The sequence below is a fragment of the Sessilibacter sp. MAH3 genome, from assembly GCF_054658275.1.
In genome coordinates this window covers 132,638-151,817 of sequence record NZ_BAAGIE010000003.1, presented here as the reverse complement: position 1 = coordinate 151,817, position 19,180 = coordinate 132,638, and the positions used below count along the sequence as shown (strand labels likewise).

The 19,180-nt window shown below is 45.2% G+C and carries 15 protein-coding genes and 2 rRNA genes; 4 read left to right on the top strand and 13 right to left on the bottom strand.

Annotated elements, in window-relative coordinates:
* Positions 1-78: 78 nt before the first annotated feature.
* The 11 genes from ACYQ2C_RS03405 to murJ form a co-directional block, all read right to left on the bottom strand.
* The gene (locus ACYQ2C_RS03405; protein ID WP_460052184.1) at positions 79-624 is read right to left on the bottom strand and encodes a pilus assembly PilX family protein; all 546 of its coding nucleotides are present in this window, start codon (positions 622-624) and stop codon (positions 79-81) included.
* Between the two features lie 36 nt (positions 625-660).
* Complete coding sequence (locus tag ACYQ2C_RS03400) at positions 661-1,710, bottom strand: PilW family protein (RefSeq protein WP_460052183.1); 1,050 nt, start codon at positions 1,708-1,710, stop codon at positions 661-663.
* Between the two features lie 30 nt (positions 1,711-1,740).
* On the bottom strand, positions 1,741-2,226 hold the full coding sequence (gene pilV / locus ACYQ2C_RS03395) for a type IV pilus modification protein PilV (RefSeq protein WP_460052182.1): 486 nt from the start codon (positions 2,224-2,226) through the stop codon (positions 1,741-1,743).
* Between the two features lie 24 nt (positions 2,227-2,250).
* The gene (locus tag ACYQ2C_RS03390) at positions 2,251-2,766 is read right to left on the bottom strand and encodes a GspH/FimT family pseudopilin (RefSeq protein WP_460052181.1); all 516 of its coding nucleotides are present in this window, start codon (positions 2,764-2,766) and stop codon (positions 2,251-2,253) included.
* 328 nt (positions 2,767-3,094) lie between these two features.
* Positions 3,095-3,592 (bottom strand): type IV pilin protein, encoded by a 498-nt coding sequence (locus ACYQ2C_RS03385; RefSeq protein ID WP_460052179.1) that lies wholly within the window; start codon positions 3,590-3,592, stop codon positions 3,095-3,097.
* 258 nt (positions 3,593-3,850) lie between these two features.
* Positions 3,851-4,789, bottom strand: a complete 939-nt coding sequence (ispH, locus tag ACYQ2C_RS03380) for a 4-hydroxy-3-methylbut-2-enyl diphosphate reductase (RefSeq protein WP_460103422.1) — start codon at positions 4,787-4,789, stop codon at positions 3,851-3,853.
* A gap of 45 nt (positions 4,790-4,834) precedes the next feature.
* Positions 4,835-5,284, bottom strand: coding sequence for an FKBP-type peptidyl-prolyl cis-trans isomerase (locus tag ACYQ2C_RS03375; protein WP_460103424.1), 450 nt, complete (start codon positions 5,282-5,284; stop codon positions 4,835-4,837).
* 8 nt (positions 5,285-5,292) lie between these two features.
* Positions 5,293-5,811 carry a signal peptidase II gene (gene lspA / locus ACYQ2C_RS03370; protein WP_460052175.1) on the bottom strand — a complete coding sequence of 173 codons (519 nt, stop codon included), beginning with the start codon at positions 5,809-5,811 and terminating at the stop codon, positions 5,293-5,295.
* A 40-nt stretch (positions 5,812-5,851) separates the two neighbouring features.
* Positions 5,852-8,650, bottom strand: coding sequence for an isoleucine--tRNA ligase (gene ileS / locus ACYQ2C_RS03365; RefSeq protein WP_460103428.1), 2,799 nt, complete (start codon positions 8,648-8,650; stop codon positions 5,852-5,854).
* 95 nt (positions 8,651-8,745) lie between these two features.
* Entirely contained in the window at positions 8,746-9,714 is a 969-nt protein-coding gene (ribF, locus tag ACYQ2C_RS03360) for a bifunctional riboflavin kinase/FAD synthetase (protein WP_460103430.1), read from the bottom strand.
* A 77-nt stretch (positions 9,715-9,791) separates the two neighbouring features.
* A complete protein-coding gene (gene murJ, locus ACYQ2C_RS03355) occupies positions 9,792-11,396 on the bottom strand; it encodes a murein biosynthesis integral membrane protein MurJ (RefSeq protein ID WP_460103433.1) in 1,605 nt (534 codons plus the stop codon).
* 206 nt (positions 11,397-11,602) lie between these two features.
* On the opposite strand from murJ, the gene ACYQ2C_RS03350 reads away from it, so the two are divergent.
* The 4 genes from ACYQ2C_RS03350 to ACYQ2C_RS03335 all read left to right on the top strand — a co-directional run bounded on the left by ACYQ2C_RS03350 (position 11,603) and on the right by ACYQ2C_RS03335 (position 14,972).
* Positions 11,603-11,914, top strand: coding sequence for a YebG family protein (locus ACYQ2C_RS03350; protein WP_460103436.1), 312 nt, complete (start codon positions 11,603-11,605; stop codon positions 11,912-11,914).
* A gap of 1,293 nt (positions 11,915-13,207) precedes the next feature.
* Positions 13,208-13,606: a hypothetical protein gene (locus ACYQ2C_RS03345; protein WP_460052169.1), complete on the top strand. Its 399-nt coding sequence runs from the start codon at positions 13,208-13,210 to the stop codon at positions 13,604-13,606.
* 198 nt (positions 13,607-13,804) lie between these two features.
* Entirely contained in the window at positions 13,805-14,077 is a 273-nt protein-coding gene (gene rpsT, locus ACYQ2C_RS03340; protein ID WP_460052167.1) for a 30S ribosomal protein S20, read from the top strand.
* 196 nt (positions 14,078-14,273) lie between these two features.
* Positions 14,274-14,972: an OmpA family protein gene (locus ACYQ2C_RS03335; RefSeq protein WP_460103441.1), complete on the top strand. Its 699-nt coding sequence runs from the start codon at positions 14,274-14,276 to the stop codon at positions 14,970-14,972.
* A gap of 903 nt (positions 14,973-15,875) precedes the next feature.
* Here the strand turns inward: ACYQ2C_RS03335 and rrf are convergent.
* Positions 15,876-15,991: ribosomal RNA gene (gene rrf / locus ACYQ2C_RS03330) — 5S ribosomal RNA — on the bottom strand.
* 287 nt (positions 15,992-16,278) lie between these two features.
* Positions 16,279-19,151 (bottom strand): 23S ribosomal RNA (locus ACYQ2C_RS03325).
* Positions 19,152-19,180 lie beyond the last annotated feature (29 nt).

Here is a 19,180-nt window from a genome sequence, read left to right as displayed (position 1 = left end):
ACCGGCAAGCGGAAGCTTGTCCATTTTTTGTGAATGAATTAACGAAACAAATTTGATTAGCTGATAATTTAAGTTAAATCAGAGATTTGCACTGAAATAGCTAGCTACAACTTTTACTGGTGTGCCATTTGGACCCGCTGCACGAACTACCACGCGGAAAACATCGGCAACTGTGTCTTGTTCTGGCTGACTGTAATCGTTGTTGAGGGCAATACTTTCACCTAAACCACCAATAGAAAAAGCACCCAGACTTTCGACAAAATAACGCACGTCGTAGCCGTCGGCGGTTGCCACCGCTTGGCGGGTAACACCATCGGCCCACACGGCAGGGTCTGTATAGTCAGAGGGGCCGGCATTAACTGCGTATAAACCGTCATTGCCGGTGGCAGAAAAAATGCCCAATCCGCCAAGGCCCGGTAGCACATCATTAATAAACGCTTCCGCTTCGACTAAACCAGACTCCGCAGCTTGGAACGCAATATCAGAGTCACGAATAGCCGCGGTCATACGTTCTTGAAGTAAAACATTTCGGTTGGCAGAAAGCACAACGATGGTCAGTACCAATAAAACCACGAGGCTTACAATCAAGACGGCGCCGCTTTGATTTTGTCTTGAGCTGTTCATGAAGAAACTCCCACGTATAAAAAGAGCAAAGAACTATTATCCACCCACAGAAGACGCAACTACGCGATTACGAATTCCGTTAGTACTGGTGTAGTTGCGAATAATTGGACGACTATCAACATCACCGGGCTCGCGAATAATCGCCTGTTCACTTCGCACGGTTAAACTGGCTCGTACCGATACCACTGTAGACATATCAGCGAAGGTTCCGGCAAAAATATCGGCGGCACCGTTGTCGTTACTGTCTTGTCCATAGATAACCTGAAAATCAACGACATTAGTTACCAATTCTTGCACCCGACCACTGTCGCGTCGGTACAAAGAGTTGTTGCCGTTAGAACCTTGCGCAACAAAATACTCGCGAACAAAAGGCACTAGAATTTGAGCGTCGTATTTATAGGTTTTTGAAAAAGTAGGTTGTGTATTGGCAAAACCACCCGCTGCTGTCGCAGCATGTTCGATAACCAAACCGGCACCGGCGGGATTAGTTTTCACAAAGATATCGGCGCGTTGACAATCGGCTACCAGAAGAACGGTTCCCTCTGGAATTTCACACGCGGATCTCAAACGCAACGGATCATCTTCATCTAATGAGGAGTTATCCAACGCATTGATGCCGTCGCAAGCCGGAGCAGCACCCACAACACGTAAAATACTGGTGCCATCGATTACGTCCAAATCGGTAGAAACAGCGGTAAGGGGATTAAAGTCGGTGATCACGTCACCCAATGCCGACTCAACGCCGGTAACACCGCTCTCGCCAGCCGTCGCACCTAAATTAAAAAATGGGTGCACGTCATCCAAGTAATTTGCTGTAGAGGCATCCAATATATTTTGAATTCGTGACTTATCCGCCAAGCAACCACTGGAATCAGCGCGGCGAATATCCCGAGAGATGAGCTCCATAGCAACCCGCCCACCATCTTGAATCGATGCCATGGCATTTTGAACGCGGGCACCTTCGCGGCTGCTGTCAAAGACTTGGATTGCGCCAAAAATTAAAACAGCACCCAAAAATAGCGCCACTAACAGCTCTATTAGGGTGAAACCCTGTGTAAGGCGATTTGCATCGTTAAAGTTTTTCATGGGCATCACTAACACTAAATTCCGTTAACTTCAAAGTCGCACAACAAGTTGGTAAGTCTGATCCTGTAACCCCGGCCCGGCATCATCTATGGTGTTTTCAGACCACGTGATTGTCACAGTAAATTGCTCGGTCGCATCCGAATAATCAATGGTTCCGTTGCCATTAGGTAAGCCGCCTTGAACCGGGTTAGAGGTCATCAGAGTATTCCACTGGAACAGATCAAGTTGCGCCAACTCGGCTGGTGAACAAGGTGAACAGCCGGGATCAACGCCGTCTTCACTGTTGGTATTGTTATAAGCACCAAAATCAACGCCGGTTTGGTTTGATCTCATGCGCTCAACAATGTCATGGGCATAAATGGTTGCTAGAGAACGATAGTTACTAGAGGAAATATTGCGAGTTCCCAGTAGCTGAACGCTGGCTAGACCTAAAAAACCGATCGCCAGAATAATAACGGTTACCAGAATTTCGATTAAGGTAATGCCCTTTTGGGAGCTTTTATTCGAAGTACGCATACACTTCACAACTCTTTAAACTCACTAGTTACAGTCGTTTGCATCTGCCACCCAAGTGGCGCCAGATACCAGTAAATTAACTAAACGCCCCACCTCTGCTGGACGATCATCACAAATTCGAAGCGCTTCTTCCGAAGGCGCAGCACCGGCTCCATTAGAGTTGGCAAAACCGCGGCTATCAAAAATGATATTGGTTGAAGCGCCCACAGTCGCGATGGTTGTACCGCGACCAAAGTTCTCAAAAATACGAATCTCTTCACCATCATCATAGGCGTTGGCCGTACCACCGGCGTCTATATACACTGCAAATCCGTTTGACCAATCTGCACCGTCAAGAGGTGCTAATGACACAGCACCGTTGCGACGCAGCGCCTCCGCTCTAGCAAGCTGGATGGCGCCAAGCACTTCATTAGCGTTAGCTGCCAAACGACTGCGAGCGGTTGTGTCGGTAAAATTGGGAATGGCGAAGGCAACTAGAATTGCCAAGATAGCTACGGCTACCAACAACTCAATTAAGGTGAATCCAGAGTTATCTTTCACTTTAGAGCCTTTAATGAAATTCTTTTAAGGGATAATAGATAAACTTATGTTTGACAGCATCCGACGACTGACCAGCGGTATTGTCGGCAGAATCAATGGGAGACTAAGATTTGAGAGCTAAAAAAACTGTGAGGAAATCGCCATAGAATGTGTGAAAAAAAACATTATTCACACATTCTTCGGACTTTATTTTTGCAAACATCGAAGAAGTATTGCGCATCTCAAGCTTAAAAATGCGCCGAACATGCTGAAAAACCTGAACGGTTTCCTGAGAAAATTTAGATTAAAGTCATCTAAATCAACACCATCTAAATCAATACTACCTAAATCAACACTCTTGTTCCCAGCAGGTTTCACCTGCTTCAAATGGGTCATTGTTGTCATTTCTATCCCAACCGCGACGGCCATTGCCGCGAATGGCGAAAAGACCGTCGCCGGTCATGCGCGCTCCGGCAAGTGGTCGAGCGTATATGGTGTAACCGGTTGCGGTAGCTTCTGCGATAACCAGATCATAAACCGCTGCACCGCCGTTTAACGGTACCTGTTGAGAGAAAATACGTGGTGCAACAGGCGCATCGCCAAAGGCTATTTCTGCACCGGCTGGATCACCGCCAACCTCTGCACCTACGTAGGTTCCGTTAGCGGTGTAATAACGCTCCATGGCTTGAGCGAAGGCAGTTAAAGCACCTTGCGCATCGGAGCGATAACCTTTATCAACCTGACTTTGATAAGCCGGAAAAGCAATAGAAGCCAGAATTCCGATGATGGCAACAACGATAATTACCTCGATTAAAGTAAAACCGCGTTGGGTGGTATTTATGCTCATGGACCTTTCCAATAAGTTAATTCTAGAGACGTGTTGTTCTGCGAACCTAGAGTCGATACGACAGATGTTCCATCAAGACTATTTCTAACCTTCAAGACTATTTCTAACATTAAGATTAGACGAAGTCTCTTTTACACTAGCTCAACTCAGACTAGCGCTGGCAAACGCAGACAAACGGAACAAATTCTGGATGAGCGAATATTCTAGAAAATTTTTAACAAACGAAAAGTGATGCCAATCAAGAGCTAGAAATTAAATTCAGCGCAACTCTACTGGCAATGTGAAACGAACATTTTCTTCTTGTCCGTCTATTTCCACCGGTAAGCTCGCCCCCATCGCCACCAATCGATCAACAACACCCTTTACCAAGACTTCTGGCGCAGACGCACCCGCGGTAAGGCCAATGGTAGAAACTCCTTTAAGCCAATCGGCTTCGATAGCATCGGCGTTATCCAGCAGAAATGCTTTGGTGCCACAGCGTTCGGCTAATTCTCGCAGACGATTCGAGTTAGAGGAGTTAACCGATCCAACCACCAAAACCAGATCGCACTCCAGTGCTAGCTGGCGTACAGCATCTTGACGATTTTGGGTGGCATAACAAATGTCGTCTTTACGAGGACCGCTAATTTTGGGAAATACTGTGCGCAGTGCATCAATAACACGTGCGGTATCGTCAACGGACAGGGTAGTTTGGGTCACGTAGGAAAGATTGTTGGGATCACGAACCTTACTTAGAAGATTTTCGACATCGCCTTCGTTTTCGACCAAATACATTTCACCGCCGGAGCTGTGATCGTATTGACCCATAGTACCCTCAACTTCGGGATGGCCATTGTGGCCGATTAGAATGCACTCTTGGCCGTTGCGGCTGAAACGCAAAACCTCCATATGAACCTTGGTCACTAACGGACAGGTCGCATCGAAGACCTTTAAACCTCTGCGTTGAGCCTCTTGCTGAACAGTTTTTGAAACACCGTGAGCACTGAAGATCACCAACGAAGAATCCGGCACTTGATCCAACTCGTCGACAAATACTGCTCCGCGATCGCGCAAAGAATCAACCACAAATTTGTTATGAACCACCTCATGACGGACATAAATAGGAGCGCCGAATACATCTAAAGCTCGATTCACGATATCGATAGCACGATCAACACCAGCGCAAAACCCTCTGGGGTTAGCAAGTTTTATGTCCATAGGTTGAAAACTTCCCTACATCAAAAAAGAGAAAACGTGAGTTCGTTAATGAGTGGTAACCGGTGCAACATCAATGATTTCCACTTCAAAGTGGATATCACGTCCAGATAGAGGGTGATTAAAATCGACCTTTACCGTCTGCTCATCAAAACTGCTCACCACTCCCGGCAGTTCGGTGTTTGCTGCATCGGCGAAAGAAAGTACCAAACCCTCTGACATTTCAATGCCTGGATCAAATTCCGAGCGAGGAATTTCTTGAATATTTTGCGGATTACGCTGACCAAACCCGTTTTCGGGCTTAATAACCAAGGTCTCTCTGTTACCACAGGTCATTCCAAAGAGCGCGCGCTCAAAGCCTTCTAATAGATTGCCGTCACCCACCTCAAAAGTGGCTGGTTCGCCGCCAAAAGTTGTATCAACTACGTCTCCATTTTCTAATTTCAAAGAGAAATGAAGCGTGACTCGGGTACCGGGACCAATTGTTAAATCTGTCATAGTTGTCATCACTGTTTGTCTAAGTTCTCAGAAGCCATCTCACCGGATTTTTTTTTGCCAAAAAAAGCGTCAATTACCAGCATTATAGCGCCAACTGAAATCGCAGAATCGGCAATATTAAATGCAGGCCAGTAATGATCTTGATAATGAACGACAATAAAATCGACAACATGGCCGAGAACAACTCGATCGTAGAGGTTACCAATGGCGCCCCCAAGTACAAGAGCTAAAGCAATTGGCTCCCAACGTTTATACGACGGAATTCTTGCCAGCCAAATAACCAAACCTATACTCACCGCCCCAGCAAGACCTGAAAACAGATACCTTTGCCAACCGCCTGCGTCACTTAGAAAACTGAAAGCTGCGCCTTCGTTGTACATGAGCGTAAAGTTGAAAAAGGACGTAAATATTATTGGAGTATGCATCTCCAAACTGGCAGTTGCTAAATACTTACTAACTTGATCAACCAAAATTACCGCTAAAGCAATCAAATACCAAGCGATTGTAGCCTTCGATAAATTAAACAAAATTTGCCTCTATATTGCCGTTTGCGTGACTAGAAAATGTCTAGGCAAACTTACGCACTTCACCTTGTCCATCGATATTGGTTACACAGCGAGGACAAATCTCTGGGTGTTCTGAATTGCTGCCAACGTCTTCTAAAACGTGATAACAGCGCACACATTTTTCACCGGAAGCCTTGCTGACCAAGACTTTCAAACCTTTGATATCGGTATCTTTTGCATTATTGGCGGCTTCTGATAAAGGTAAAATAGAAGCTGCCGAGGTGATCAATACGAAACGAAGCTCTTCTTCGAGCTTATTAATTGCTTCAAAGATTTCACCTTCGGCGCAAAGCGTCACACTAGCGGTCAAACCACCACCAACTACACCGGCATTACGCTCTTCTTCAAGCACCTTGTTAACCGCAGTTTTTACGTTAGAAATGGTTTTCCAGTAACTCATATCCGCATCAATTTGCGGCAGCTCTAACCACTCAGCGGTAAATACCGTGTCGTCTCTGTTCTCCACCGCTGGCAAGGCTGCCCAAATTTCTTCGGCGGTAAAACTCAATACCGGTGCAATCCAGCGAACCAAGGCTTCGACTATCCAATACACCGCGGTTTGTGCAGAACGGCGCGCCAAGCTATCGGCGGCGGTTGTGTACAAGCGGTCTTTAATAATATCGAGGTAAAAACCACCTAGCTCTACGCTACAGAAGTTATGCAACTTCTGATACAGCAGGTGCAATTGATAACTGTCGTAATCTTTGCGCAATTCAGTTTGCAGCTGTGCAGTTCTTGCCACAGCCCAAGCATCCAACGATAAGAGTTGATCAGTACTTAATAAATCTTTAGCCGGATCAAAATCAGGAATGTTGCTCAATAAGAATCTGGCGGTATTACGAATACGGCGATAAGAATCCGCCGTGCGTTTTAGAATTTCTTTGGACGCACTCATCTCACCACTGAAGTCTGTTGCACAAACCCAAAGACGTAAAACGTCTGCACCCAACTCCTGAAGCACTTCTTGAGGTGGAATTGCGTTGTCGCCAGATTTAGAAAGTTTGTGGCCGTTGGAATCCACCAAGAAGCCGTGGGTTAACACTGCTTTATAGGGAGGTGCTTCATTGATAGCCAAGCTGGTTTTTAAAGAAGACTGGAACCAACCACGATGTTGATCAGAACCTTCTAAATACAAATCTGCCGGAAAGCTTAAATTTTCTCTGCGACTAACCACGGCATAGTGAGAAACACCAGAATCGAACCAGACATCTAGCGTGTCGGTAACTTTTTGATAGTCGTTGGCCTCGTCACCCAACAGGGCGCTAGGCTCAAGATCGAACCAAGCATCCATGCCATCTTTCTCAACCAGTTTGGCCACTTCTTCGATAAGTTCTGGCGTTTTTGGATGCAATTCTTGGGTTTCTTTATGTACAAACAATGCGATGGGCGCACCCCAAGTACGTTGGCGAGAAATACACCAGTCTGGGCTGTTTGCCAGCATTGATTCAATACGAGCCTTACCCCAACCCGGAATCCACTGCACATCATCGATGCAGTTCATTACTTTAGATTGCAGATTATTTTTGGTGAGACTGACGAACCATTGCGGCGTCGCTCGGAAAATCAGCGGAGTTTTGGTACGCCAGCAATGCGGGAAGCTGTGAACAATTTTGCCTTCACACAAAAGCGCATTATGTTCTTTTAATACGTCGATGACTTTTTCGTCGACCTTATACACATGCTCACCGGCGAAGATTTCAACATTCGCTCGATAGATACCGGAATCATCCAAATAGTTAAGCGTTTCGATACCGTATTTTTGCGACACAGCAAAGTCTTCACCGCCGTGATCGGGAGCAGTATGAACACAACCGGTACCAGCGTCTGTAGTGACATGATCACCTAAAATCACTGGAACTTGTCGATCGTAAAATGGATGTTGAAGCTTCAAGTGCTCAAGATCACTGCCTTTGGCGCGACCCACAATGCTGTAATCTTCAATGTTAGAGCGCTGCATTACCGACTCAACAAGCGCTTCGGCTAACACGTAGCTTTCATCGCCAGCAACCACTAGGGCGTAATCTAATTCAGCGTTCAAGCTAACGGCTTGGTTGGCAGGAAGAGTCCAAGGCGTTGTTGTCCAAATAACTACGTAAGCTGTTTCTGAGGTTTGCTCAGCGCCAAACACGGCTTTTAGAGCAGATTGGTGAACCACAGCAAATTTAACATCAATGGAAAACGAGGTTTTATCCTGATATTCGACCTCAGCTTCGGCTAACGCGGAGCCACCCACAACGGACCAGTAAACAGGCTTGAAACCTTTTTGCAAATGGCCGTTTTCGATGATTTTTCCAAGTGCGCGAATAATGTCAGCTTCGTATTGCTTATCCATGGTGAGGTAGGGGTTGTTCCACTCGCCAAGTACACCCAAACGAATAAAGTCTTTCTTTTGACCTTCTACTTGCTTAGCTGCGTAATCACGACACTGTTGTCGGAAAGCTTTGAAATCGACCTTAACACCGGCCTTGCCAATTTTTTTCTCAACGCGATGTTCAATGGGTAAGCCATGGCAATCCCAACCCGGAACGTAGGGTGAGTCATAACCAGATAAAGTCTTCGATTTAACAATGATGTCTTTCAGGATTTTATTAACTGCATGACCCAAGTGGATGTCGCCGTTTGCATAGGGCGGGCCATCGTGAAGTATGAATTTTTCTCGACCCGCACGGGAGTTACGAATTTTTTCGTAGGTACCTTCTTTCTGCCAACGTTTAACAAACTCTGGCTCACGCTGAGCAAGATTAGCTTTCATCGCAAAACTGGTTTGCGGAAGATTAAGAGTTTTTTTGTAATCAGTCATAACAACACAGAAGTCGTGGGATAAAATTCAAAGGTTCCAATATGTACAGGTCTTTGGGTACACACAAGAAACTACTTAACTACTTTGGGTTTTCTCTAAAATAACGAGTTTTCTTTAAAATAATCTTTAGCCTGTTCGATATCCTTTAAAATTTGCTGCTGTAGGGCAGTAATAGATTCGAACTTGGATTCATCACGAAGCTTTTTGCAAAACTCTACGGTTAACATTTGTCCGTAAAGATCACCCGCAAAGTTTAATACATGGGCCTCAAGTATCGGTTTTGCAATACCGTCAACCGTAGGCCGTACGCCGACATTCGCCACCGCGGGTAAAACCTCACCACTAGGAAGTGTAACGTGAACGGCAAACACGCCGCGGACGGGAGTTTTATAACGCCGGATGGCTAGGTTCGCGGTGGGTAGTCCGAGTTTACGCCCCAGCTGATTGCCATAACCCACCCGGCCACTCATAGTGAACGGTTTGCCTAATAAGTGTCTTGCCTCGTCAAAGTCAGCTTCGGCTAGAAGATGACGAATACGAGTACTACTGATTCTTTCGCCGTTTTGTTCCAGCGTGTTGGTATCAGCAACGCCAAAGCCCCACTTGGTACCTTGTGCTTGAAGAAACTCAAAATCCCCTTGGCGGTCTTGCCCAAAGCGAAAGTCATCGCCAATGACAACAAATCGAGCTCCCAAGCCATGTACGAGAATTTTTTCACAAAATTCTTGGGCCGAAAGTGAGCTGAGCTTATTGTTAAACTCCAAACAACAAACTCGGTCTATTCCGGCATCAAGCAGCGCTCTGACTTTTTCGCGAAACCTCATGATTCGAGCCGGAGCCGCCTGCGGCGATAAAAACTCCATTGGCTGAGGCTCAAATATTACTGCAACCGACGGCACACCATATTCAGCGGCCTTGTCTTTCAATTGCTTTATGACTCTTTGATGGCCGAGATGCACACCATCGAACGAACCTAGGGTAACGACACTACCGTGGTGAATATCACGGATGTTGTGCAGTCCTCGGATCAACTTGGGTGCATGATTAATTTGGGTCTCGGCCACAGACTCGTCCAGCATCGGGGTTAAAAAGGGCGGTGATTATAACCGATGACTTTTAAGTTGTGTGGCATTTTCCTTAACTAGCGAGAAGGTCGGAGGTCTTTCGCCCTAATTCCGCAGGCGTATAAACTCAATAGATAACTGCCACCACCAACAACGCAAAGAAGCAGTAACCACAAACATCGTTGAGCGGCATTAATTTCAATCCAAGAAGGTACTTGCGTGAGAATTAAGACCAGCAAAAGTGCCATAACACCATTAGCAACCGCTTGCGTAAAGAACATTCGCCTCCATACCGGCTCTGGTTGATAAACCTCGCGCTTTTTCAACTCGTGAAGTAACCAACCTGCATTCAAGAAAGCCGAAACAGAAGTCGCCAAGGCAAGACCAACGTGGCCTAAATTTAAATAAAAATACAACGGCACCACAAACACCACATTAAAAACCATGTTAGCAATCATGGCTTTAATGCCTATTTTCACTGGCGTTTTCATATCTTGGCGCGCATAAAAACCCGGCGCTAGCACTTTAATAAGCATGAATGCGACTAATCCCAACGCATAAGCACGAAGGCTCCACGTCGACATTTCAATATCGAAAGCGGTCGTTTTACCGTATAAAAACAAGGTGCTGAGAATAGGCTCGGCTAAGAGAATCAACGCCAGCGCAGCGGGCACTGCAATCATCACAATCATTCTGAGTGCCCAGTCAAGGGTCGCACTGAATCGGCCAGGATCTTCACTGGCGTGTAAACGCGATAAATTCGGCAAAATAACCGTACCTATCGCCACCGCAAAAACGCCCAAGGGCAGCTCTGATAATCGATCAGAATAGTACAACCAAGAAACACTTCCCGTTGGTAAGAAAGACGCTAGCACGGTATCGAGAAGTAGATTTAGCTGACTTACTGAAACACCAAAGATTGCCGGTGCCATCAATGAAAGTACCTGAATAACCCCTTCGTGACGGAAATTAACCTTCGGCTTTGGCATGAGTTGCAGTTGTGCCAGAAAAGGCAATTGAAACAGCAACTGCACAACCCCAGCAATCAAAACGCCCCAAGCCAGCGCGTAAGCAGGCTGCGAGAAATAAGGAGCAGCAAAAAGCGCAGCGCCAATCAAACAGATATTCAACCAAATCGGAGTCAGTGCGGGAATCGCAAAACGGTCATAACTGTTGAGCACGGCTCCAGCAAAGCCTGTCATGGAAATCAAAAACAAATAAGGAAACGTAATTCGCAAAAGATCGGTCGCCAGATCGAATTTAACTTCATCGTTCACGAATCCAGGAGCAAAGAGTGTTGCAACCACAGGCGCGCCCAAAACGGCCAATACAGTAAAGAGCAACAGGACTGATCCCAGAGCACCACAGACGTGATCTATGAGAAGCTTGACGGCCTGAGAACTGCCTTTAGTACGGTATTCACTCAGAACCGGCACAAATGCCTGAGAAAACGCCCCCTCAGCAAATAACCGGCGAAAAAAATTGGGAATCTTAAATGCCACATAGAAGGCATCTGCCCCCGCCTCGGCACCCACAAACCGCGCAAAACATACGTCGCGAATCAATCCCAAAATGCGTGACGACATGGTCATTGAGCCGACGATAGAACTTGAGCGAAACAGACTTTTTTTTCCAGAAGCTTCTTGTAACGATGAATTTTTTTCAGGTGGTAATTTTTCCAAGCAGCGAATTCCTAGGCAGAAATTTTGGGCAGTGTACCTGATTTTACTGTGTTGATATGCAAGTGACCGAATGTCGAGCTATGAAATTCAGACCTTCGGCAAGCTCGTTAACTATTTTGTATGCATAACGCTCATTAAAACTGGTTGACCTGCAGACAAAAATAAAATACTGTACACACATACAGTACTTATAGAAGGGGAAGAAAATGGCTGTTGTAGCAGTTTGGAAATGTGATCGAGATGGCGCTATGTTCGACAACAAAAAAGATGCAGAAGAACACGACAGCATGCTAGAGCTTGCTGCAAACATTACAACGCTAATTGAACAGGAAATCCCTGGATTAGACGAAGATTCGGCCGAAAAAATTGGTTTGCTACTCGCAAAACGACGAGAACTACTCGTAAAAGCATGCAAAGGCAAACCTGACGCACTGTTGGAAAAATTTGAAGATTCATCATCTTCAGCCACAAAAACTGACAGCAATGTAACTTCATTGAGTGGCGTGTCTTCACTTTAAAATTTGAGCTATACCAATCGAAAATCACTTTCGATGGTTAAGAAATCAGGGATATCGTTTGGAAAGGACTCCAATATTTATACGAATTACCCCCTCTCGGGTTAGTCTTCTTTGCTAGCCTTTAATGTTACCGACAGGATGTTGGTTTGAGATCGCCAAGGACGGCGATCGTAATTTTAATTTCATGCAAAAAACTTTTGGAAACTCTAATTGCCCCAGAGCTTCCATCGACACAAGGACTTGCTGCCAATTTCAAGAACGATAGGCATTGAAATTTTGAGAAAATCGGGAATTGCATTGTCAATTTTTGTCTTTTGATTAATTTATGCTTGAGTTAATTGGAGGTTCCTTTATTTAGGTTCAAGCATTCATTAGATGAGTTAAAAATTCTTTTAACGTATTCCTTATTTGCACCTTGGATAAATTTAAGCAAACCCGAATTAATTACAAGATTAAACAATATGTTTATTACGAACCTCTAATTTTAATAATCCACATTTATTGAAATTGTGCCGACATCGAGAATCTTACTGTTATATTCAAAACTTCTATTTAACAAATTATATTCATCTAATTTTCAGTTTTTTGCTTTTCTCTCTTAATTCCTAATTTAAGTAATTCTTTTGATACAATTATAGTGATTTGCTATTTATAGAAATTCACTTGTAATATCATCATTGAATCGAATCCTTGTTTATCAATCTCAATCTGGAATGATCAAACCAATAAGATTTATTTGATCGAACAATCCAAAAAAAAACCGACTACAAAAATCCACCAAAAAAATATAGAAAGCTCTAATCAATCTAGAGTTTCCAGCTATACTGGCAAGCCTCGCCAATTTCAAGAACGGTAAATAATTGAAATGGTTAAAGAATTGGAAATCACATTTTTAATTTCTATCCCTTGATTAAATTACGGATGAGTATCAGAGATACTGATCAGAATTATTTTGCACAACAAGTCTTAACATTAGTATTTACTTATTCTTGAACAAGAAAACAAAATTTAACATTTAATTTAAAGCTATTAAGTAGTTCACACTTTTGCATATTGTTTAAACAGTTATATAATTACCGAAAAGAGACTAATCACAAAGTAACTGCACTTATCCGATATAAGACATGTATGAGTTAACTCTAAAACTCACGCTTATGGTCTCGCTTAAGTTCAGATGCAAACCTATCTTACGAAAATGGACAAAGTTCTAATGGATTAGATACCAGGTCCACTCTGACTCCGTCATTTATTGATGTATTTATGTTTTTGGTAGCTAACAAAGCAGTAAGCACTATGGATACTTATAAAGTTGTTTTTTGGGGTGAAACCTTCCCAGGCAAAAATCGTGAAGCGGCCATGATGGCGTTTGCAGATCGTTTTGGCGTGAGAAACGGTAGCCAGCTGAAAAATCTGTTTTCAGGCAAGGTAAACATTCTGAAACAGGGACTGGACAAAACCTACGCTAAACGCTTAGCAATGGCGATTGAGGAAATTGGCTGTCGCAGCCGAATTGAAACTGATCGCGCTGATAAGCGTCTCCAGTACGAGACTAATGATGATTTAGTTTTAGAGTCGAGACTACCAGATACCTATCCAAGTGGACTTGCACAAAAACTAGAGCAAGCACAGCTTCTTGAGCCACGTATGCTGGCCATAAACCTAGTTCCGAAGCCACGCTCAGCTTTTCAATAGATACCCATCATCGAGCTATTAGATACCTTCACGATACAGGAATGGCCGACTTCCTATGTGAAGCGCTCAATCTAACTAAGCAAGATGAGATATCTATCTATAATTAGAAAAATCTCTAAAATTCGAATTGACACAGACTAAAAAAAACGCATAATGCTGCGTCCTTAGTTTTAACAGCCCATTCACAGGAGCAACACGGTGGCAAATTCACCTCAAGCAAAAAAACGTGCTCGCCAAAACGACAAAGCGCGTAAGCATAACGCCAGCCTGCGCTCAATGGTGCGTACTTATATTAAAAAAGTTAATGCAGCCATTGCAGCCGGTGACCAAGAAGCAGCTAAAGCAGCGTATACGGCTGCAGTACCTGTAATCGATCGAATTGCAGATAAAGGCATTATTCATAAGAATAAAGCTGCTCGTCACAAGAGCCGTTTGAACGCTCAAGTTAAAGCATTAAGCACCGCTGCTTAAGATTAGCTTGTCGTCAAACAACAGAAGAAGCCGCTCATGCGGCTTTTTTTACGCCCGCAATAATCTGCAATTGCCATATTCTGCCACATTCTATCGCTGACTCGCCCTAAAGCACCCATTCCGAAGCCTACTTCCCTGTGTTTAATAACCCTATCGAAACAAAACACACAGATTTTTAAATTCACGGGAAACGGACATGAAAAAACTAATCGCACTTTCTACTCTTTCACTTGCACTTGTAACTGGCGCCACGCAATCGTTAGCAGCAACCACCGCTACCGAAGCAAAACAAGGAGCCACCTTTGCGACATCAACCATTGTTGGCACCATTGTCGGAGGACCTGTAGGCTTTGTTATCGGCTCACTTGCAGGAGCGTATCTTGGCGATGAGATAAAAAGAGCGGATGAATCTACTGCATCCCTTAAAGCAGCAACATCTGAAATCGCTTATTTAGAAGAGGAACTCGCCGTGAACCAAGCTTTATTGGTAGACCAAAACAGCCAACCAGAGCCTTACAAGCTACAACTAGAAACACTGCCAATGCGCGTGTTCTTCAGCACCAATTCGGACCAGCTAAACACAGATGCTGAAGGCGTTGTAGATGCCATTGCGGAAGTGCTGATGGAAAACCCCGATATCAATATCGAACTGGTTGGCCATACCGATCCACGTGGTAACGACGACTACAATAATGTTCTTTCGCAATATCGTGCGAAGTCGGTGAAAGATAAATTATTGCTGATGGGTGTAGAAGAGTCTCGAATTATCACTCGCGGCGAAGGCTCGAATTTCTCCCAAGCACAAAAAGGTGACCGTGAAGCTTACGCACTTGAGCGTCGTGTAGACATCGACTTTTTAACCAATACAAGCAATAACTTTGTATCTCGCTTTTAAAGCGCTTTTTCATAACACCTTTATTTCATCTCTCCTTAATCACTCGCCATAACTTTGCCCGGTTCGCCGGGCTTTTTTGTACCCAAATCCGTATCTGGTGGAACGTACTTATACGGAAATATCGCCAGTCAGAGTTAATTAAATATTTCAGACAAAGCCCGCCATTTGTTAGAAGCAATCTAACAAATGGCGAAACAGTTCAATTAAACAGGTTTTAACCACAGTAAATACATTATGCCCCAAAAACAACGACGTATTCATAACGTACAAAAAAACCTTGAATTTGGCCCGATTCTTCTCGACCAATCTTTGCCATTATTATTAAAAATACATAAAGGTTGTTTAATACCAGAAATAAAGCCGAAGCCGATTTATCGTAATTAATTACTGCAATTATATAACGAGAGGATTGCATTGATCGCTAATGAGTATGAGTAATACTCAAACTTCAAATACGAATAAATTATTGCCGCCATTAACATTCATTTTCTGGCAACATTGACCTCCTCATTTTCATTTAATAAAGGTAAGTTGCCGGCAAATTGTAATCGATTTTAGTCGCAACATTTAAATTCCCAGGAGCGGTGGTTAAAAAACACTGAAACTAGCAAGTCATCGCAGCGTTTAACGAAACAAATTGACTTAGGGAGATAGGCCACTAGCAATAGAACCATAGCCCCAAACACCGGGCTGGCCAAAAATAGCTAACTATTCTGAGTAATCTTCAATCATCTAACTAGTATTGGGTAATTGAAATTAACTCATCCAAGATGAGTTGGATATTTATTAAAAACGCTGATGAGAGTTTTAATTTAGCGAGTTATTTTTGAAGGGTATATAGATTGTTTTTAAGAAGGCATAAAAAAAGGGCCATCTTTTAGGATGGCCCTTTTAGAGTTAAGAGCTTGACGATGACCTACTCTCACATGGGGAGACCCCACACTACCATCGGCGATGCATCGTTTCACTACTGAGTTCGGGATGGGATCAGGTGGTTCCAATGCTCTATGGTCGTCAAGCAATTCTGTAGGTGTTTGTGTCTTTCCGTTCTCTTGAACTTTTTATTGCTATTCACTCTTTTAAGCTTTTAAGAGTACATAGCGATCAAGTGTCAACACAATCACGCAATAGGGTGGTAGAAGTATTTAAGTAATAGAAGTTGCTTTGCTGTTTGACCCTTTAAGTTAATGCTCAGTTAACACTTTGCATTACTCTGAGTCAGAATCCGTGACAGCTGTTTAAGCTCTGTCGATGTATCGTTTGCTTAGTTTCCTAAGCTTGTCGCTCAACCAATGTCTTCAGTTATATGGTCAAGCCTCACGGGCAATTAGTACTGGTTAGCTCAACGCCTCACAACGCTTCCACACCCAGCCTATCAACGTCGTAGTCTTCAACGGCCCTTTAGGGGATTCAAGATCCCAGGGAAAGCTAATCTTGAAGGAGGCTTCCCGCTTAGATGCTTTCAGCGGTTATCCCGTCCGAACATAGCTACCGGGCAATGCCATTGGCATGACAACCCGAACACCAGAGGTTCGTTCACTCCGGTCCTCTCGTACTAGGAGCAACTCTTCTCAACTTTCCAACGCCCACGGCAGATAGGGACCGAACTGTCTCACGACGTTCTAAACCCAGCTCGCGTACCACTTTAAATGGCGAACAGCCATACCCTTGGGACCGGCTTCAGCCCCAGGATGTGATGAGCCGACATCGAGGTGCCAAACACCGCCGTCGATGTGAACTCTTGGGCGGTATCAGCCTGTTATCCCCGGAGTACCTTTTATCCGTTGAGCGATGGCCCTTCCATACAGAACCACCGGATCACTATGACCTACTTTCGTACCTGATCGACGTGTCAGTCTCTCAGTCAAGCTGGCTTGTGCCATTACACTAACCTCATGATTTCCGACCATGATTAGCCAACCTTCGTGCTCCTCCGTTACTCTTTGGGAGGAGACCGCCCCAGTCAAACTACCCACCAGACACTGTCCGCAACCCAGATAATGGGCCAGCGTTAGAACCCCAAACATACCAGGCTGGTATTTCAAGGACGGCTCCACGGTAACTGGCGTCACCGCTTCAAAGCCTCCCAGCTATCCTACACAAGTAGGCTCAGAGTTCAGTGTCAAGCTATAGTAAAGGTTCACGGGGTCTTTCCGTCTAGCCGCGGGAACGCAGCATCTTAACTGCGATTTCAATTTCACTGAGTCTCGGGTGGAGACAGCGTGGCCATCATTACGCCATTCGTGCAGGTCGGAACTTACCCGACAAGGAATTTCGCTACCTTAGGACCGTTATAGTTACGGCCGCCGTTTACTGGGGCTTCGATCAAGAGCTTCGCTTACGCTAACCCCATCAATTAACCTTCCAGCACCGGGCAGGCGTCACACCCTATACGTCCACTTACGTGTTTGCAGAGTGCTATGTTTTTAATAAACAGTTGCAGCCACCTGGTCACTTCGACCGGCCTCAGCTTAGGGAGCAAGTCCCATCACCAAAACCGGCGTACCTTCTCCCGAAGTTACGGTACCATTTTGCCTAGTTCCTTCACCCGAGTTCTCTCAAGCGCCTTGGTATTCTCTACCTGACCACCTGTGTCGGTTTCGAGTACGGTTCTTTATTACCTGAAGCTTAGAAGCTTTTCCTGGAAGCAGGGCATCAACCACTTCACTCACATGTGAGCTCGTCGTAACGTCTCAGCCTTAAGGACCCGGATTTGCCTAAGTCCTCAGCCTACGCGCTTAAACACGGACAACCAACGCCGTGCTGGCCTAGCCTTCTCCGTCCCTCCATCGCAGTAATAAAAAGTACGGGAATATTAACCCGTTTCCCATCGACTACGCATTTCTGCCTCGCCTTAGGGGCCGACTAACCCTGTCCCGATTAACGTTGGACAGGAAACCTTGGTCTTCCGGCGAGGGGGTTTTTCACCCCCTTTATCGTTACTCATGTCAGCATTCGCACTTCTGATACCTCCAGCAAGCTTTACAACTTACCTTCAGCGGCTTACAGAACGCTCCCCTACCATGCTTAAAAGCATCCGCAGCTTCGGTTTACAGTTTGAGCCCCGTTAAATCTTCCGCGCAGGCCGACTCGACTAGTGAGCTATTACGCTTTCTTTAAAGGATGGCTGCTTCTAAGCCAACCTCCTAGCTGTCTAAGCCTTCCCACATCGTTTCCCACTTAACTGTAATTTGGGACCTTAGCTGGCGGTCTGGGTTGTTGCCCTCTCGACGACGGACGTTAGCACCCGCCGTCTGTCTGCCATGATTGCACTCCTCGGTATTCGGAGTTTGCATGGGGTTGGTAAGTCGGGATGACCCCCTAGCCCAAACAGTGCTCTACCCCCGAGGGTGAGACATGACGCACTACCTAAATAGTTTTCGGGGAGAACCAGCTATCTCCCGGCTTGATTAGCCTTTCACTCCAACCCACAGCTCATCCGAATCTTTTTCAACAGATGACGGTTCGGTCCTCCAGTGCCTGTTACGGCACCTTCAACCTGGCCATGGGTAGATCGCCGGGTTTCGGGTCTACTGCCTGCAACTATCGCCCTATTAAGACTCGATTTCTCTACGGCTCCCCTACACGGTTAACCTTGCTACAGACAGTAAGTCGCTGACCCATTATACAAAAGGTACGCCGTCACAGAACAAGTCTGCTCCGACTGCTTGTATGCACACGGTTTCAGGTTCTATTTCACTCCCCTCACAGGGGTTCTTTTCGCCTTTCCCTCACGGTACTGGTTCACTATCGGTCAGTTAGGAGTATTTAGCCTTGGAGGATGGTCCCCCCATCTTCAGACAGGATAACACGTGTCCCGCCCTACTTAATGTGTCATTACTGCATCTTCGTGTACGGGGCTATCACCCTGTATCGCCCAACTTTCCAGAAGGTTCCACTAACACAGTAACAATCGGCTTCTCCCCGTTCGCTCGCCGCTACTTAGGGAATCTCGGTTGATTTCTTTTCCTCCGGGTACTTAGATGTTTCAGTTCTCCGGGTTCGCTTCTTACACCTATGTATTCAATGTAAGATACCTGTAAACAGGTGGGTTTCCCCATTCGGAAATCGCGGGATCATAGCATGTTTGCCGGCTCCCCCGCGCTTATCGCAGGCTCCTACGTCCTTCATCGCCTCTAACTGCCAAGGCATCCACCGTGTGCACTTAGTCGCTTGACCATATAACTCAAGCCACTGATTTTTTTTCG